This window comes from Mesorhizobium sp. M1406, assembly GCF_040317555.1.
Classification (GTDB): Bacteria; Pseudomonadota; Alphaproteobacteria; order Rhizobiales; family Rhizobiaceae; genus Mesorhizobium.
In genome coordinates, this window is the sequence record NZ_JAMYKW010000023.1 from 17,894 (window position 1) to 34,441 (window position 16,548).

Below are 16,548 nucleotides of genomic sequence, written 5' to 3' on the forward strand. Positions count from 1 at the left end.
CTCCAGCGCTTGACGATTGAGAGGGCAAACGAAACCATGGCCGGCAAAACGCCGGCCATGGCCATGATGGTTGATGTCAGTGGCCGGTTTCGCCGACGGCCATTTCGGCGGCCGCGATGGCAGCCCTGCGCTTGGCAATCTGGTCGCCGATCGGTGGACCCTGGAAGCGGCGGTTTTCGAAACCGAACCAAAGGACGGCGGTCAGCACAATGAAGCCAATGGTGATGTAAAGCACCTTGTCGTTCGGCGGCTGGATGGCGATGTAGAAGATGATCGCCATGCCGACAATCGACAGGGCGCAAAACAGCTTGAACAGCCCGGCGCCGAGGTTCCACGGGCCTGGAGTCGGCCATTTCGCCGTTCCGAAGGTCATCATGCCGAGTACGATCGGAATGATGAACGACAGAAACAGGAACACCAGCGTCGAATTGACGACGATGGTGTAGATGTTGGTGCCGCCAATCGAAATGAACTGTGCAAGAAAGACATAGATGATCTCGAGCACCGCAGCGGTCCAGATCGCGTTGACTGGCGTGCGCCAGGTCGGGTTGACTTTGGCGAGCGACGCGGAACCGAACGGCATGCCACCGTCACGCGAGAAGGCAAACAACATGCGCGAGGCCGAGGTCACCGTGGCGAGACCGCACAGGAACTGCGAGATCAGGATTGCGAGATACAGCAACGTCTTCAGCCAGACGGGCATTATCGCGTCCATGGTGGCGAAGAACACGTTCCAGCCCTGCTTGGCGCCGGCGGCCAGGTCGGGGATAGCCAGGACGATTGCGCACAGCATCACCCAACCGAGTAGCGAAGACCAGAGCACGGACGAAACGATCGCCTGCGGCACCGAGTGTGCTGCCTTCTCTGTTTCTTCGGAGGTGTGCGCCGACGCGTCGTAGCCGGTGATGGTATAGACCGGCAGAAGCAGGCAGAGCAGGAACAGGTAGCTCATGGAGTCGGACTGCGGGAAAACACCGCCACCGGCATCGCCCGAATAGTTGGTGAAGGTCCAAAGCCGCGTGATGTCGATCGCCGGCGCAAACACCAGGCAAGCCACGATTAGGACCGCCGTTGCTCCGAGAATCAGGAAGCCGGAAGCATCCGTCAGCATAGCCGTCAGCTTGATACCGAAATGGTTGAACAGCGCCTGCAGCACGGTGATGAAGGCTACGAACCCGACGATTTCGCCCGGCGTGCCGGTGATGCCGAACCAGCTTCCGAACGTTCCGACAAAGAAGAAGGCGGTGCCGATGTTGATGGCGCCGAGCACGGTGATCAGGCCAAACAGATTGAGCCAGGCCGTCAGCCAGCCAGTGAAGCGGTTGCCGAGGATCGACGACCAATGATAGAGGCCGCCGGCAGTCGGAAATGCCGAGGCGATCTGCGCCATGGCAAGGGCGAAGAAGCCCGATACGCAGCAGCCGACGATCCAGCCGATGCCCGCGCCCGCGCCACCGATCGACGATGTCGCCTGCGCGAAGGAATTGATGCCACCTGAAAGGATGCAGATGATCGAGAACGAGATCGCGAAATTCGAGAAGCGGCTCATGCTTCGCGACAGTTCCTGAGCATAGCCCATTCCATGGAGAACCTTGAGGTCCTCCTTCTTGTCAACTTCAGTATAACCCGGTGCTGCCATTTTGGTGTCCCCTGTTGGTTCTTAGCTGGCCGATTGAACTGACTTTCCGACTGAATGCGATCTGGTGTGTCCGGCCTCCTCTGGCTCCAGATCCGAAAAAATGCCCGTGAGCATATCCGCCCATTTCCGCTGCCCGGTCTCGCCGGCGACTTCATCGTTGCGGATTTCGATCATCGCGCAAGGCAAGCCGCGCGAGCGCGCATGGCGTTCCAGCGTGAAATAGACGCGGTCGGCCGGGGAATAGGGCTCGTTGACGCCGACGGTGACGCCAGCAAGCCGCTTCAGCGCCGATATCAGCGGTGATGCCAGCCGGCGATCCTTGTCGTGGATGATGCCTATATGCCAGGGCCGGTTTTTGGATTTGTAGACCGGCGTGAAGGAGTGGACCGAAACCAGGCGGGTCGCCTGCCCGCGCGCCAGCCGGTCGCAGACAATCTGATCGATGGCGGCGTGAAACGGCTGCCACGACAAGGCGATGCGCGCCGCGCGCTCACCTTCCGACAGGCCGGCATTGCCTGGTATGGCTGTTGTCTCACTGACAGGCGGTATCAAATCGGGCGCATCGAGCGGCCGGTTGCAGTCGATGATGAGACGCGAAATTCGGGTTTCGACCAACGTAGCATCGAGCGCCTGCGCCATGCGGCGGGCAACCGGCAGCGCGCCGGGATCCCACGCGATGTGGCGCGACAGGTCCTCGGCGGCAAGGCCAAGCGTGCCGAATTCGGCGGGAACGAAGTTCGAGGCGTGATCGCAGGTCAGCGCGAAAGGGCTCGATCCGCCGGGGTTCGTCACCCTCACGGTATCAGACGCTGCAAGGCTGGCGGGCCGTGCTTTCTCCATAGTCTGCCGTCCCCGGGGAGCGCTGTATCGTATGTTACGTATTTTGTCTCATTGCGTCCCTGTGGATGATTTCATACAGTTTGGCCGGTTTTGTCAAATGCGATTTCGGAAAAGACCTTCGACCGGGCCGAAGCGTTTTGCAGCCAGGTAGAATCGCTTGGCGTCGCAGAAATGGGCCAAGACAAACAGACGGAGCGGAATGGTTTGCCATCCCGCTCCAGGGGTGGGGAAAAGATGATTTCCAGTATTGCCGAACTGATTGCCGACCGCATCGGCACGATGCCGGCCGGCGAACGGCGCGCGGCCCAGACGCTGATCGCCAGCTACCCGATGATCGGCCTGAAGACGGTCGCCGAGTTCTCGGCCGCGGCCGGCGTCTCCTCGCCGACGATCCTGCGCTTCGTTGCCCGGCTGGGCTTCCAGAACTATCCGGAATTCCAGTCGAGCCTGCAGGACGAACTGGCGGCGCAATTGCAATCGCCGGCGACAAGGACGCTCAACCCGCCCTCGCCCGGCGGCGGCACGGTGTCACCAATGCTGGAAGCGACGCTCGACAACATGCGCGAAACGTTCAGACACCTGTCCGACAGGCAGCTTGCCGACATCGCCGCCCGGCTCGTCGACCGGCGCGGCAAGACATTCCTGATCGGCGGCCGCTTCACCGATCCGCTGGCGCGTTACATGGCCGCCCACCTCGCCGTCGTTCAGCCCGATGTCTTTCACCTTGCCGGTCAGGAAAGCATGTGGCGCGACAGGCTGATCGACATGGGCAAACGCGATGTGCTGGTGATCTTCGACATCAGGCGCTACCAGGACAGCCTCGCTCGCTTCGCCGAAAAAGCGCATCAGCGCGGCGTGCAGATCGTGCTGTTCACCGACCAATGGCTATCGCCGATCGCGCGTTTCGCCCGCCATGTCATCGCTGGACGAACGGCCGTGCCGTCGGCGTGGGATTCCTCCGCCGCCCTCTTCGTCGTTGCGGAAATGCTGATCGGCGCTGTCACAAGGCAACTGGAAGCAGAGGGCGCCAAGCGCATTCGAGAGATGGAAAGTCTGCGTTAATGCATGTAACGACGACCCGAAACGTTACGCATGTTTTCTCAAATGTTACATATATTTAATGTGCGCGGCCCTTGGAGAGTTGTCATAAAGACGCGATATCGGGGGGCTTCCTGCCTTACAATAGCCTCGCCGCGTCTGCTTCATTTCGGGAAACTGGTAGACGAAAGGACTGTTTTACCAACCGGAGTGCCGATGGCCGCCTGGAAACAGATAGTTTTTGCGCTTGTGGTGCTGGTGGTGGCGGCATCCGCCTGGCTGCGCTTTTATCCGGGCGCTCACGACGTGCTGGCAGGCTGGGGCATTGACTGGGCTTATGCGGCAACGTCCCCGGCTGAAAGCGGCGCCGCCAACGCGAAGCAGGCAATCGGCCGCGGTGGTGGCAACCAGCGGGTGAACGTGGTTGCCCTGGCGGCCACTTCGGCTGTTATCAACGACCGCCTGCAGGCGATCGGTACCGGCCGTGCCAATGCCTCGGTGACCGTCAATCCCTACAGTTCCGGCCGCCTCGCCGAGTTGCTGGTCGAATCCGGCAGCCATGTCGACAAGGGACAAATCATCGCCACCCTCGATTCCGAGACCGAAATGATCGCCCAGGACCGCGCCAAGCTCGCCTTGCAGGATGCTCGGGCCAAGCTTGACCGCGTCAAGTCGCTGCGCGCCTCCAATGCGGCCACACCCGTCGCCGTGGCCGACGCCGAGGTGGTGTTGGCAGGCGCCAAGCTGGCGCTTCAGGACGCGGAACTTGCTCTGCAGCGGCGGTCGATTCCGGCACCGATTGCTGGCACCGTCGGCATCCTGCCGATCTCCGCCGGCAATTATGTGACCAACCAGTCGGCGATCGCCACGCTCGACGACCGCTCCAGCATTCTTGTCGATTTCCTGGTGCCGGAGCGTTTCGCCGCCGCCGTCAAGGTCGGCGCGCAATTGGCGGCGACGCCGATCGCCAATCCCAGTAATGCCTATACCGGAACGGTTTCGGCCATAGACAATCACATCGATGAGAAGAGCCGCACCCTTCTGGTCAAGGCCAAGATCGCCAATCCGGCCGATTCGCTGCGCGCCGGCATGTCGTTCGGCATCACCATGAAATTCCCGGGACAGACCTATCCGGCCGTCAGCCCGCTGGCGATCCTGTGGGGTTCGGACGGCGCCTATGTCTGGCAGATCGCGGACGGCAAGGCCAGGCGGGTCCCGGTGCGCATCGTCCAGCGCAACACCGAGACCGTGCTGATCGACGCCGAGATCGACAGCGGCGACATGGTGGTCACCGAAGGCACCCAGAGCGTCAGCGAGGGCGGCGCGGTCCGCGTTGCCGGCGAAGAGCAGAGTGCCGTGGAGGCGGCCGAAGGCTCATGACCGGAACCATCAACACCGCCAGCGATACCGGCTTCACCGCGCTGTTCATCCGCAGGCCGGTCATGGCCTTCGTGCTGAACACCCTCATCGCCGTTGCCGGCCTCGCCGCTTTCTACGGCGTCGAGATCCGCGAACTGCCTGACGTCGATCGCGCGGTCGTTACTGTTTCCACCGCCTTCGAAGGGGCGGCGGCAGAAACCGTCGACCGCGAATTGACCGACACGATCGAGGGCGCCGTCGCCCGCGTCTCCGGCGTCAAGTCGATCTCGTCTTCTTCCTCATTCGGTTCGAGCCGCGTCACCATCGAATTCAACGACGGTGTCGATCTCGACGTCGCCGCCTCGGACGTGCGTGATGCCGTCGGCCGCGTCGCCAACCAGATGCCGGACACCGCCGATCCGCCGCGCATCGTCAAGGCCGATGCCAATTCCGAACCGGTGATGCGATTGGCGGTGACCTCGGACAACATGTCGATCCAGGACATGACAGTGGTGGTCCAGGACCAGATCGAGGACGAGCTGGCCGCCGTGCCCGGCGTTGCCGACGTCCAGGTCTATGGCGACCGCGACAAGATCTTCCGCATCGATGTCGATCAGAACAAGCTTGCCAGCCTCGGCTTCACGGTGGCCGACCTCAGGGCGGCGCTTGCCTCTGTCGCCTTCGATTCACCCGCCGGTTCGATCACCACGACCAACCAGGACCTGATCGTCCGCACGACCGCCGACGTGACCACGCCGGAAGAGTTCGAAAACATCATCATCGGCGGCACGACGCGCATCCGTGACGTTGCCACCGTCACGCTCGGCCCCGATGTCGGCCAGACCGCGCTGCGTTCGGATGGCAAGACCGGCATTGGCATCGGCATCATCCGCCAAGCGGAATCGAACACCTTGGACATCTCGACCGGTGTCCAGGCCGCCGTCGCCAACTTGCAGGAAAACCTGCCCAAGGGCATGTCGATCAAGATCACCAGCGACGACGCGGTCTTCGTCAAGGGCGCGGTGCACGAGGTCGAGATCGCGCTCGGCCTGTCGGTGACCATGGTGCTGATCGTCATCTATGTGTTTCTGCTCGACTGGCGCGCGACGCTGATCCCTGGACTATCGATGCCAGTTGCCATGATCGGCACCATCGCCGCCATCTATCTGGCTGGCTTCTCGGTCAACATCCTGACCCTGCTCGCCCTGGTGCTGGCGACCGGACTGGTCGTCGACGACGCCATCGTCGTGCTCGAAAACATCGTGCGACGGCGCAATGAAGGCATGGGGCCCCGCGCAGCCGCCGTGCTCGGCGCGCAGGAGGTGTTTTTCGCCGTCATTGCCACCACCTTGACGCTCGTCGCCGTCTTCGTGCCGATCTCGTTCCTGCCCGGCCAGACCGGCGGTCTGTTTCGCGAATTCGGCTTCGTGCTTGCCATGTCGGTGCTTCTGTCCTGCGTGGTGGCGCTGACGCTGTGCCCGATGCTCGCTTCGCGCATGCTGACCAGCGCATCGCTCCACCACGAAGGCGGTCACGGCGTCGGCGCCCGCATCGGCGGCGTGCTCAATACTGCCTACAAGCGCGGCCTGCACGCCTGCCTCGATGCGCCATGGATCGTGCTTCTGGTCGCGGTGCTGTTTGCCGGCACCGCATTCACGCTGTTCGGCACCATACGCCAGGAACTGACGCCGACCGAGGATCGCGCCGCCGTGCTGCTGCGCATCAGCGCCCCGCAGGGCGTCAGCCTCGACTACACGACACAGCAGATGCAGAAGATCGAGAAACTGATCCAGCCGATGCGCGATTCCGGCGAGATCCGCAGCACTTTCGAGAATGCCGGCCAGAACGGCTCCTATAACTCAGGCTTCATGGTGATGACGCTGGCGCCGTGGAACGAGCGCAGCCGCAGCCAGCAGGAGATCATGGCCGAGATCAGCCGGTTGACCAGACAGGTGCCGAGTGTGCGCATCTTCCCGGTGCAGCCCAACAGCCTCGGCATCCGCGGCGCCGGCAACGGCCTGCAGTTCGCGCTGGTCGGCAACGACCGCAAGGCACTCGGCGACGCAGCGGTTAAGATCATCGCCGAGATGCAGAAGGATCCGCGCTTCCAGACCCCGCGCCTGTCGATCGACCCGACGCAGCCGCAGCTCGCCGTCGCGATCGACCGCGAGCGCGCCTCCGACCTCGGCATCGACATCACTGGGCTGGCCAACACCTTGCAGGCCATGCTCGACGGCAACGACGTCGTCGACGTCTACATCGCCGACCGCAGCTATGGTGTGAAGCTGGTCTCGACCACAAATCCGATCAACGATCCGACCGATTTGGAAAACATCTTCCTGAAAACGGCCGACGGACGCTTCGTGCCGATGTCGACCATCGCCACGCTGACCGAGCGTGCCGTGCCGCCATCGCTGTCGCGTGAGCAGCAGCAGCCTTCGGTGGCCATCACATCCAACCTTAGTGGCGACTTCGCGCTCGGCGATGCGCTCACCCGCGCCGAGGAAATCGCCACGCCGCTGCTGCCTGCGGGCAGCCGCATACTGCCGCTGGCCGAGGCGGCGACGCTGGGCGAGACCAACAGCGCCACGGTCACCATCTTCGGCTTCGCGCTGGTCATCATCCTTTTGGTGCTGGCCGCCCAGTTCGAAAGCTTCGTCAGCGCCGTCATCATCATGGCGACGGTGCCGCTCGGTCTCGCCTGCGCCATCTTCGCGCTGCTGCTCTCGGGCACCAGCCTCAACGCCTACAGCCAGATCGGCCTGGTGCTGCTGGTCGGAGTCATGGCCAAGAACGGCATCCTGATCGTCGAATTCGCCAACCAGCTGCGTGATCGTGGGCTTGGCGTGCGCGAAGCGATCGAGCAGGCCTCGATCATCCGCGTGCGGCCGGTGATGATGACGATGATCTGCACCGTGCTCGGCGGCTTGCCCCTGGTGCTGGCGAGCGGCGCCGGTGCCGAGGCGCGCGTCGCACTCGGCTGGGTAATCGTCGGCGGACTGGGGCTGGCAACCGTCTCGACGCTGTTCCTGACGCCGGTCGCCTATCTCCTGCTTGGCCGCTTCGTCACCCCGAAGACCCATGAGGAAGCCCGGCTGAAGCGCGAACTCGAGGAAGCCGCCTACACCAAAGTGGAGCCGGCCGAGTAGAGACATTCCAGGAAAAGTGAGGGCGGTTCCGCCGCTATTTCAGCAACCGGCCTTCGATCGACCAGCGCGCGGCAAGGAAATTCAGCACCGCCGCCACGACGACACCGCCGATCTTGGCCGGCCAAACTCCGACAGTCGTTGCGAACAGCGCGATCGAAAGGCTTGAGACGCCGAGCGAGATCAGTCCCCCCAGCGAGGCGAAGCGAAGGAATGCGTCATGCAGCCGGATGGCTCGATTGCGCTCGAACGACCAGAAACCGTTCGCCGCGAAAGAGAAGGTGACGGCGATGAACCACGCGGCGATGTTGGCCGGCAGCGGCGAAACTCCGAGCTTGAGCAGCAGGAAGAAGCTGGCAAGGTCGATGGCCGTGTTCGCAAGTCCGACAATGGCAAAGCGGACGATCTTGTTGCCGGTCGAACGCTGGGGCCGCTCGGCGTCGCTCATCCCTTGCCATCCATGATTGCGACACCGGCGCGGGCCAGGCTGGCGCCGAACGCATCCGACGCCAGGGCCGCGAATTCGACCTCGCGCACGCCTTGCATCGTGTCGCGCGCGCACAGCGTCGCGTCGACATGGCCGGGATGGCACATGAACAGCCCTCGTTCCGGCAATGCCTCGACGGCGGCTTGCAGAACGGAAGCGAATTTTTCGGGTTGCCGCCAGTCATAGATGCCGGTGAGCGGCTTAAAAAGGGTGAAGCCGGCGCGCTGCATCGACCGATTGAAGCCGGCAGCGAGCGCCGCGATCGCCGCGACTTTCGGCGCCGAGGCGAATTGGCCGGTCAGTGCCGGAGCGCCGCGCAGCGCCGGCCTGTCGCTGCCTTCGCCAAGGCGCGCGCGCAGCCATGTGCGCACGACGGGAAGGAAATGCACATGCTGATGCCCGTCGACGAAATCGGGGCGGCGCCCCAGCGCCTCGATGAAGCGGCTGTATTGGGCGTCGAGCTCGGCATGGACATCGCGCTCGGCAATGTGGCCGCGCAGGACAGGCAATGCCAACGAGCGAAGTGGCGGCAGCCGGCCTTCCGGCGCCAGGCTCGACCGGCCGGTGATCGCAGGCTGGTCGGTCAAGGTGAGATGCAGCCCGACCGCGACATGGCCACGCAGAGGTTTTATGCGCGCCGCCTCCGCTTCCCATTCCGGAAACCCAGTCATGCAGCTGGTTCCGGTCAGCCGCCCGCGATCGAGAAGGTCGAGAATCCCGGCGGAGACGCCGGGCGCCAGGCCGTAGTCGTCGGCGATCAGGCGGATGCGGCGCGTCATCTGTCGCGAACGCCCTGCTCCGGCCTATCGGCGGAGATCTCGCTGCGCACGACATCGCGCACGAGATAGACCGGCCGGTCCTTGCTCTCGCTGAGCGTGACCCAGACATATTCGCCGATCAGGCCAAGCAAGGTCAGGTTGAGGCCGCCGAGCAGCACGACAGCGACCAGAAGGCTGGGGTAGCCGGGAACGGCAATGCCGTAGAAAATCACCTCGAAGAACACTTTGGCGCCATAGACCGCGCCGCCCAACGCCGCGAGCAGCCCGCTGAGGCTGATCAGGCGCAGCGGTATGACGGAGAACGAGGTGAAACCTTCGAGCGAGAAGGCGATCAGGTTGAGCCGGCTCCATTTCGACGTGCCGCCGGCGCGGCCCTCCGGCGAATAGGGCAACGCCTTTTGGCGGAAGCCCGCCCAGGCAAACAGGCCCTTGTTGAAGCGTCGCTTGTCGCGCAAGCTGGTCAGCGCGCGCGCCACGGCAGCGCGCATGACGCGGAAGTCGCCGGCATTTTCAGGAATGTCGAAACGCTGGCTGCTGTTGATCAGGCTGTAGAAAAGCCGGGCCAGCTGGCTGCGCCGCCAGCTCGCCTCGCGGCGGTCGTTCTGCGCATAGACGACATCGACATCAGGATGTTCCACCAGCTCGCTGATCAGCTTCAGGCTGATGTCCAGGGAATGCTGGAGGTCGGCGTCCATGATCAGCACCATGTCGCCGCGCGACCGATCGAGGCCGGCGAGCACAGCGACCTCCTTGCCGAAATTGCGGCTGAGGCGAACGAGCTCCCACGACCCCGTCAGCGCGTGCGAAAACCGCCCAGCGCCATCGTCACGGCTGCCGTCATCAACCAGGATCTTGTGCACGGTCATGCCGAAGCGCTGTGCCACGGCCGCTTCGAGCTCGCCGAGCAGGCGTGCGAAGGCCGATGCCGATGGCGCCTCGTTGAAGAACGGCGCCACGATGTCGAGTGTCGACCGCAACTCAGCCATTTGCGACCCCTGCATTCACCACCTTTACCCGCGCACTGGCCCAGAACCACCAGATCAGCGAACCCGCGATGAACGTAACCGCGATCGGCCGAAACCAGGGGTAGAGGAAATCGTGCACATGGCGATCGACGCCGGTCAGTCCGGCCGCGAACAGCACCGTCGACAACACCGAGGCCAGAATGCCACCGCGTTCTTCGCGCCACAACAGGGCGATAGCGAGACCGGCGGGCACCGCGATCATCGCATAGGTGTTGGGCTCGACGCGCGGGTTGAAGACGCACATGTAGAAGGTGGCCGTCAGGAAGATCGCCAACCCCGCCGGTCCGCGTTCAAGCTTGCGGTCGAACCAGATGACAGCCGAAAGCGTAAACAGGGCCATGACCATGCGTATGACCGTTGCACCGAATTCCGGAATCGGCAGCCCTATCCTGGTGAACGGCGCCGTGAAATCGGAGGGTATGAAATGGCTGGTGTTGTCGATGGCCATCGAAGTCAGCATCTGGGCGAAGACACGATACTGATCGTTGAGGTAGCCGGCGGGAGCGAAAGCGTAGGGCAGCGCGAGCACGAACAGCACCGCCAGCGCCAGCACCGGTATCAAACGGAGCCGAAGGGCTCCCACCAACAACAGCATGATGATCGCGGTCGGCTTGGCGATGACGGCAAGCGAAGCCCAGAAGAAGGTCTCCGCGCGCCGCCCGTCAAGCGCCGACAGGGTGAGAAGCCAGCAGGCCCCGGTGAGCAGGATTGTCGCCTGGCCATTACGGATCGCCCCCGCCGCCATCGGCAAAGCGAGGAAAAGACCGAAAGAAAGCAGCCACGTCAGTTCGCCGCCGCCGAGCTTGCGCACCTGCCGCATCGCGGCGTAAGTCAGCACGGCAAAGCCAAGCGTGTGCCACACCACGCCGCCCAAATGCGAACCGAGTTTGACTATCGGAATATAGAGCGCGGCAAAGGCCGGCGCGTAGAGATACCCCATCTCGGACTGGGTGTCGTAGAGCGGCAGACCGGCCAGAAGGGCCTCGCTGCCGTCCAGATAGGCCTGCCATACCGTCCGCGTGTGGGGTGACCACAGGACCATGGCGAGAACGACCAGAAATGTTCCGACCCAGAGGCTGAACCCCAAACGGTCGAAGACCGGCTTGGATATCGTCATCAAATCACCCCACACTATCCCGGATCAGGCCCAGTCCAGCACTGTCCCGGCATTCGATGGCGGCGGCATATCACGGACAAAGCGGCGTGGCATAGGGGGCTGAAAGACACGGATAGCCGCCTGACGATCCGGGCGGCGGCCAGATACCGACATCCTTGCGGCCGTCGAAAGCCCTCTGAAGGCTTCATGTCCAAGCTTCTCGCGTCTTTCGAATGGAGCTAAGGCCGAATGAACACCTTGCCATTGGGCCTGGCCAGTTCCTCCGGCAGCCGCGACATCGCCTCGGCGAGCGGCACCACCGCCGTCACGTCGGTCGACCAGCGCCCGTCGGAAAAACGCTTCTGCGCTTCCAGGATCGCCGAGCCGCGGCGATCGCGGAACTGGCGCATCCACTCGCTCAGCCAAAAACCTTCGATATGCTTATGCTGGAAGATCAGCTGGCCAGGTTCGCGGATAACAGTGGCTTCGGGATCGAGCCGCCCATAGATGATCCAGCGCGAACGCTTCGGCATGGCGTCGAAGATGGCGGAGGCCAGCGGCCCGGTCACCGCGTCGAGGAAGATGCGCGGCTGTTCGGCCTTCATCACCTCGCGCAACGACGTCTTAAAATCCGGCGCCTTTTCGTTGAGGACATGCGCCGCGCCAAGTTCTTTCAGCGAAGCGATCTGGTCGTCGCGGCGCACGGTGACGATCGGTCGGAAACCCTCTTCCCTGGCCAGCCCGATGATCAGCTTGCAGAGCTGGCTGGCGCCGGCGGTCATGACGAAGGCCTTTTCGCCTTCCTGTTTGACGATGTCGAACATAGCGAGCGCGGTGAGCGGGTTGACGATCATCGCCGCGCCGTCCTCGTCGCGGACGGTGTCGAGCAGCGGGATGCAGACCGCCGCCTCGGCGACGGCATAGTCGGCCCATGAGCCCCAGGTGGTGACACCGGTGGTAAAGGCGACGCGCTTGCCGATCAGGCTTTTGGGATAGGGCTCGTCACAGCTGGCGACGACGGTGCCGACACCCTCGAAGCCGGCCGGCTGGCCCTTGGCGCGCGGCTGGCCATACTGGCCCTTGATGAAGGCGACATCGGACGGATTGATCGAGGCGAGGCTGACCTTGATCAGCACCTGCGTCGGTCCGGGTGTCGGCACCGCGATGCTGCCCGGCTCGAGATAGGGCTCCATCGCCTCCAGCATACTGCCGCTGGGCGTCCTGGTGTAGCCATCGCCGACCAGCAGCAGCGCCTTCATTTCGGAGGGGACGGTCATCGCAACACTCCTTGACCTGTCGGCTTGCCGGATGACGATGCCGGCGTTCAGACCTTTTCCTGCGTGTATTTCTTCAGCTCCGTCCGCGCCACCTGCCGGCGATGCACGGCATCAGGCCCGTCGGCAAGGCGCAATGTCCGCAGATGCGTCCACGACCGCGCCAGCGGCGTGTCCTGGCTGATGCCTTGCGCGCCGCACATCTGCACCGCCTCGTCGGTGACCTTGAGAGCGACGCGAGGCGCCACCACCTTGATCTGGCTGATCCAGGGAGCCGCGGCCCGCGCATCGCCCTGGTCGATCATCCAGGCCGCCTTGAGGCAGAGCAGGCGGGCCATCTCGATCTCCATGCGGCATTCCGCGATGATGTCGAAATTGGCACCGAGCCTTGCCAGGGGCTGGCCGAAGGCCTCGCGGCGCACCGAACGCTGGCACAGCATTTCCAGCGCCATCTCGGCCTGGCCGATGGCGCGCATGCAGTGATGGATGCGGCCAGGGCCGAGCCGCCCCTGCGCGATCTCGAAACCCCTGCCCTCGCCAAGGATCAGGTTCGATGCCGGCACCCGCACATTGTCGAAGCGAAGATGCATATGGCCATGCGGCGCGTCGTCGTCGCCATAGACCTGCATGGCGCGGACCTTGGTCACGCCCTTTGTGCCCGATGGCACCAGGATCATCGAATGGCGGCGATGCCGCGGCTCGCTGTCATCGCCGGTCCGGACCATGACGATGTAGATCGCGCAGCGCGGATCGCCGGCGCCGGACGCCCACCATTTCTCGCCGTTGAGCACATAGTCGTCGCCGTGCCGCTCGCAGCGCATGGCGATGTTAGTGGCGTCGGACGAGGCGACATCCGGCTCGGTCATCAGATAGGCCGAGCGGATCTCGCCGTCGAGCAGCGGCTCAAGCCACGCCTTCTTGTGGTCCGCCGCGCCGTAACGCTCCAGCACCTCCATATTGCCGGTGTCGGGCGCCGAGCAGTTGAAGGTTTCCGCGCCGAGATGCGCCTTGCCCATCTCCTCCGCCAGATAGGCGTATTCGACCGTGGAAAGGCCGTAACCGCGCTCCGAGCCGGTCAGCCAGAAATTCCACAGGCCGCGCTCTCTTGCGGTCTTCTTCAGCCCTTCGAGGATCTCGCTCTGGCGCGCCGTATAGACCCAGCGGTCGCCTTCCTTGCCCACTTCGCCGAGAAACTCCTTGTCAAGCGGCATGATCTCCTCGCGCACCATGGCCGCGACGCGCGCGTGGATCGGCTTCAGCCGCTCGGTCATGCCGAGATTCATGTCCGTCATCGGTCGCTAACCCTTCATGCATGCCAGGCATTTGTCAGTGGCAAGGATGACCGTACTTCGGATAGCCTTGTCAACGCGAACTGTTTGCCCGCATGCCGAGCGCGGAGGATTGTGATGAGCTATCTGGACGAGCTGTTTTCGGTGACCGGCAAGATCGCGCTGGTCACGGGTGCCGCGACCGGCATCGGCCGCATGGCGGCGACCGCGCTGGTGCGGGCCGGCGCCAGCGTGATGATCGCTTCGCGCAAGGGCGAGGACTGCATCAAGGTCGCCGAAGAACTGAACGGTCTTGGCGCCTCGGGCCGGGCGGAAGGCTTCGCCGGCGATGTCTCCAGCGAGGCCGGCATTGCCGCGCTCGTCGCCGAGGTCAAGGCGCGGACCGATCGCCTGAACATCCTGGTCAACAATGCCGGCGTTTCCTGGGGTGCGCCGCTGGAGAGCTTTCCCTATTCGGCTTGGGCCAAGGTGCTCGGCGTCAATGTCACCGCGGTCTTCCATCTGACGCGTGAATTGCTGCCGCTGCTCGATGCCGCCGCCAGCGACGCCGACCCGGCCAGGGTCATCAACCTCGGTTCGGTGATGGGCACGCAGCCGCTGGCCGACGACGCCTATTCCTACACGGCCTCGAAGGCCGCGGTTCACCATTTGACACGCACCCTGGCGCTGGAGTTCGCCGCCCGACGCATCACCGTCAACGCTTTCGCCCCCGGGCCGTTCCAGAGCCGCATGACGGCGTTCGCCACCGGCACGGACGAACAGGCCAGACATGTCGGCAATCATGTTCCGATCGGCCGTATCGGCGCACCGGATGACATTGCCGGCGCAACGCTCTATTTGTGCAGCCGTGCCGGCAGCTATGTCACCGGCGCCATCCTGCCGATCGACGGCGGGCAGTCGGTGCAGCATGGGCTGACACTGTTCAAGGAATGACATTTTCCGGCCACAGAAGCCGGAGGTGAACTGGAGGACATGAGTTTGGAACCGATCAGTCTCGATGTGCTTCTGGCCAATATCGGCAAGGAGGTTGGCGTGTCGCCGTGGCGGGTGGTCACGCAACGCATGATCGACCAGTTCGCCGACGCCACCGACGACCACCAGTTCATCCACTGCGACCCGGAGCGGGCCATGCGCGAGACTCCGTTCGGCGGCACCATCGCGCACGGCTTCCTGTCGCTGTCGCTGTTGTCGGCAATGACCTTCGAGACAATGCCGCCGCTGGAAAACAGCAAGATGGGCGTCAACCACGGCTTCGATTCGCTACGTTTCCTGGCGCCGGTGAAGACCGGCGCGCGCATTCGCACCCGTTTCGTGCTGGCCGACGTCAAGGTCAGGCCGTCGGGCTGGGTGCAGACGTCGCACGACGTGACGATCGAGATCGAAGGCTCGAAGAAACCGGCGCTGACCGCGCGTTGGCTGACGCTGACCTTGATCGAACGTCAGCCAGAGACGGCATGAACGATCCGAACGTCCTCGACCAGGCGGCGCTCGCGCCTTACCTCGAGGCCAACATACCGGGCTTTTCCGGGCTTGCCGCAATCGAAAAGTTCAAATCCGGCCAATCGAACCCGACCTATCTGCTGACGGCGGCAAGCGGCCGTTACGTGCTGCGTGCCAAGCCGCCGGGCCAGCTGCTGAAATCGGCGCATCAGGTCGACCGCGAATTCAGGGTGATGAAGGCGCTTGCCGGCACCGCCGTGGCTGTGCCGGAGATGCTGCATCTCTCGTCGGAGGACTCGCCGATCGGACGTATGTTCTACGTGATGGATTTCGTCGACGGCCGCATTTTCTGGGATCCGGCGCTGCCGGAGGCTCGCGATAACGATGAACGCGCCGCCATCTACGATGCCATGAACGATACCCTCGCCGCGCTACATGATGTCGACGTCGGCACCGTGGGTCTCGGCGATTTCGGCCGGCCGGGCAATTATTTCGAGCGCCAGCTGGCGCGCTGGACCAGCCAGTACCGCGCCTCGGAAACCGGCACCGTCGCCGACATGGACCGGCTGATCGCCTGGCTGGAAACCCATATGCCGGCGGATGACGGCCGCGTCTCGCTGGTGCATGGCGACTACCGGCTGGACAATCTGATCTTCGCGCCGGACCGGCCAAAGGTTCTGGCTGTGCTCGACTGGGAACTGTCGACATCAGGCCATCCCTTTGCCGACATCGCCTACCAATGCATGCAATGGCGTCTGCCGCATGCGTCGGGCTTTCGCGGGCTGGGCGGCATCGACCGTCCCGCACTCGGCCTGCCTTCCGAGCAGGACTACGTCGCCAGCTACTGCCGGCGGCGCGGGCTCGCCGGCATCGGCAACTGGACCTTCTTCCTCGCTTTCTCCTTCTTCCGGCTGGCTGCGATCTGCCAGGGCGTCTTCAAGCGGGCGCTGGACGGCAACGCCTCCAATCCGGAAAAGGCTAGAACCTATGGCGAGGCGGTAAAACTGCTTTCGCATCTCGCCGCCAAACTGATCGACAAGGAGGCGTGATGATGGGCCGCTTCGACGGAGCACCATTGCTGATCGCGGATGCCGCCGGCGGGCTTGGCCGGGCGCCGCGAAAGGCTTTGCCACTGA

The 16,548-nt window shown here is 63.8% G+C and carries 14 protein-coding genes; 6 read left to right on the forward strand and 8 right to left on the reverse strand.

Annotated elements, in window-relative coordinates; translation table 11 throughout:
- Positions 1-76: 76 nt before the first annotated feature.
- Both NKH03_RS19580 and NKH03_RS19585 read right to left on the reverse strand, forming a co-directional pair.
- Entirely contained in the window at positions 77-1,639 is a 1,563-nt protein-coding gene (locus tag NKH03_RS19580; RefSeq protein ID WP_352969905.1) for an amino acid permease, read from the reverse strand.
- 21 nt (positions 1,640-1,660) lie between these two features.
- On the reverse strand, positions 1,661-2,479 hold the full coding sequence (locus NKH03_RS19585) for an N-formylglutamate amidohydrolase (protein ID WP_352969907.1): 819 nt from the start codon (positions 2,477-2,479) through the stop codon (positions 1,661-1,663).
- Between the two features lie 234 nt (positions 2,480-2,713).
- On the opposite strand from NKH03_RS19585, the gene NKH03_RS19590 reads away from it, so the two are divergent.
- The 3 genes from NKH03_RS19590 to NKH03_RS19600 all read left to right on the forward strand — a co-directional run bounded on the left by NKH03_RS19590 (position 2,714) and on the right by NKH03_RS19600 (position 8,025).
- Positions 2,714-3,541, forward strand: coding sequence for a MurR/RpiR family transcriptional regulator (locus tag NKH03_RS19590; RefSeq protein WP_352969909.1), 828 nt, complete (start codon positions 2,714-2,716; stop codon positions 3,539-3,541).
- Positions 3,542-3,733: 192 nt separating this feature from the next.
- Positions 3,734-4,897, forward strand: coding sequence for an efflux RND transporter periplasmic adaptor subunit (locus NKH03_RS19595; RefSeq protein ID WP_352969911.1), 1,164 nt, complete (start codon positions 3,734-3,736; stop codon positions 4,895-4,897).
- Complete coding sequence (locus NKH03_RS19600; RefSeq protein WP_352969913.1) at positions 4,894-8,025, forward strand: efflux RND transporter permease subunit; 3,132 nt, start codon at positions 4,894-4,896, stop codon at positions 8,023-8,025. Before NKH03_RS19595 ends, NKH03_RS19600 begins: the two co-directional genes overlap by 4 nt.
- 34 nt (positions 8,026-8,059) lie before the next feature.
- On the opposite strand, the gene NKH03_RS19605 is transcribed toward NKH03_RS19600, so the two are convergent.
- The 6 genes from NKH03_RS19605 to NKH03_RS19630 all read right to left on the reverse strand — a co-directional run bounded on the left by NKH03_RS19605 (position 8,060) and on the right by NKH03_RS19630 (position 13,975).
- Positions 8,060-8,470, reverse strand: a complete 411-nt coding sequence (locus NKH03_RS19605; RefSeq protein WP_352863220.1) for a GtrA family protein — start codon at positions 8,468-8,470, stop codon at positions 8,060-8,062.
- The gene (locus NKH03_RS19610; RefSeq protein WP_352969915.1) at positions 8,467-9,288 is read right to left on the reverse strand and encodes a ChbG/HpnK family deacetylase; all 822 of its coding nucleotides are present in this window, start codon (positions 9,286-9,288) and stop codon (positions 8,467-8,469) included. Before NKH03_RS19610 ends, NKH03_RS19605 begins: the two co-directional genes overlap by 4 nt.
- Positions 9,285-10,274, reverse strand: coding sequence for a glycosyltransferase family 2 protein (locus tag NKH03_RS19615; protein ID WP_352969917.1), 990 nt, complete (start codon positions 10,272-10,274; stop codon positions 9,285-9,287). The genes NKH03_RS19610 and NKH03_RS19615 overlap by 4 nt, the downstream gene beginning before the upstream one ends.
- Entirely contained in the window at positions 10,267-11,430 is a 1,164-nt protein-coding gene (locus NKH03_RS19620; RefSeq protein WP_352969919.1) for a glycosyltransferase family 87 protein, read from the reverse strand. Before NKH03_RS19620 ends, NKH03_RS19615 begins: the two co-directional genes overlap by 8 nt.
- A 218-nt stretch (positions 11,431-11,648) precedes the next feature.
- Complete coding sequence (locus NKH03_RS19625; protein ID WP_352969921.1) at positions 11,649-12,686, reverse strand: zinc-binding dehydrogenase; 1,038 nt, start codon at positions 12,684-12,686, stop codon at positions 11,649-11,651.
- A gap of 47 nt (positions 12,687-12,733) precedes the next feature.
- On the reverse strand, positions 12,734-13,975 hold the full coding sequence (locus tag NKH03_RS19630; RefSeq protein WP_352969923.1) for an acyl-CoA dehydrogenase family protein: 1,242 nt from the start codon (positions 13,973-13,975) through the stop codon (positions 12,734-12,736).
- Positions 13,976-14,089: 114 nt separating this feature from the next.
- Between NKH03_RS19630 and NKH03_RS19635 the strand changes: the two genes are divergently transcribed.
- The 3 genes from NKH03_RS19635 to NKH03_RS19645 are packed head-to-tail and all read left to right on the forward strand — an operon-like array spanning position 14,090 to position 16,461.
- Positions 14,090-14,905 carry an SDR family oxidoreductase gene (locus tag NKH03_RS19635; protein ID WP_352969925.1) on the forward strand — a complete coding sequence of 272 codons (816 nt, stop codon included), beginning with the start codon at positions 14,090-14,092 and terminating at the stop codon, positions 14,903-14,905.
- Between the two features lie 39 nt (positions 14,906-14,944).
- Positions 14,945-15,430: a MaoC family dehydratase gene (locus tag NKH03_RS19640; RefSeq protein WP_352969927.1), complete on the forward strand. Its 486-nt coding sequence runs from the start codon at positions 14,945-14,947 to the stop codon at positions 15,428-15,430.
- Positions 15,427-16,461 (forward strand): phosphotransferase family protein, encoded by a 1,035-nt coding sequence (locus NKH03_RS19645; RefSeq protein WP_352969930.1) that lies wholly within the window; start codon positions 15,427-15,429, stop codon positions 16,459-16,461. Before NKH03_RS19640 ends, NKH03_RS19645 begins: the two co-directional genes overlap by 4 nt.
- Positions 16,462-16,548: the final 87 nt, after the last annotated feature.

What these genes read in the sequence shown, in the direction of transcription:
- NKH03_RS19580 (WP_352969905.1), bottom strand. Translation starts at nt 1,639, where the DNA reads ATGGCAGCACCGGGTTATACTGAAGTTGACAAGAAGGAGGACCTCAAG.
- NKH03_RS19645 (WP_352969930.1), top strand. Translation starts at nt 15,427, where the DNA reads ATGAACGATCCGAACGTCCTCGACCAGGCGGCGCTCGCGCCTTACCTC.
- NKH03_RS19610 (WP_352969915.1), bottom strand. Translation starts at nt 9,288, where the DNA reads ATGACGCGCCGCATCCGCCTGATCGCCGACGACTACGGCCTGGCGCCC.
- NKH03_RS19625 (WP_352969921.1), bottom strand. Translation starts at nt 12,686, where the DNA reads ATGACCGTCCCCTCCGAAATGAAGGCGCTGCTGCTGGTCGGCGATGGC.
- NKH03_RS19640 (WP_352969927.1), top strand. Translation starts at nt 14,945, where the DNA reads ATGAGTTTGGAACCGATCAGTCTCGATGTGCTTCTGGCCAATATCGGC.
- NKH03_RS19635 (WP_352969925.1), top strand. Translation starts at nt 14,090, where the DNA reads ATGAGCTATCTGGACGAGCTGTTTTCGGTGACCGGCAAGATCGCGCTG.
- NKH03_RS19615 (WP_352969917.1), bottom strand. Translation starts at nt 10,274, where the DNA reads ATGGCTGAGTTGCGGTCGACACTCGACATCGTGGCGCCGTTCTTCAAC.
- NKH03_RS19620 (WP_352969919.1), bottom strand. Translation starts at nt 11,430, where the DNA reads ATGACGATATCCAAGCCGGTCTTCGACCGTTTGGGGTTCAGCCTCTGG.
- NKH03_RS19585 (WP_352969907.1), bottom strand. Translation starts at nt 2,479, where the DNA reads ATGGAGAAAGCACGGCCCGCCAGCCTTGCAGCGTCTGATACCGTGAGG.
- NKH03_RS19630 (WP_352969923.1), bottom strand. Translation starts at nt 13,975, where the DNA reads ATGACGGACATGAATCTCGGCATGACCGAGCGGCTGAAGCCGATCCAC.
- NKH03_RS19605 (WP_352863220.1), bottom strand. Translation starts at nt 8,470, where the DNA reads ATGAGCGACGCCGAGCGGCCCCAGCGTTCGACCGGCAACAAGATCGTC.
- NKH03_RS19600 (WP_352969913.1), top strand. Translation starts at nt 4,894, where the DNA reads ATGACCGGAACCATCAACACCGCCAGCGATACCGGCTTCACCGCGCTG.
- NKH03_RS19590 (WP_352969909.1), top strand. Translation starts at nt 2,714, where the DNA reads ATGATTTCCAGTATTGCCGAACTGATTGCCGACCGCATCGGCACGATG.
- NKH03_RS19595 (WP_352969911.1), top strand. Translation starts at nt 3,734, where the DNA reads ATGGCCGCCTGGAAACAGATAGTTTTTGCGCTTGTGGTGCTGGTGGTG.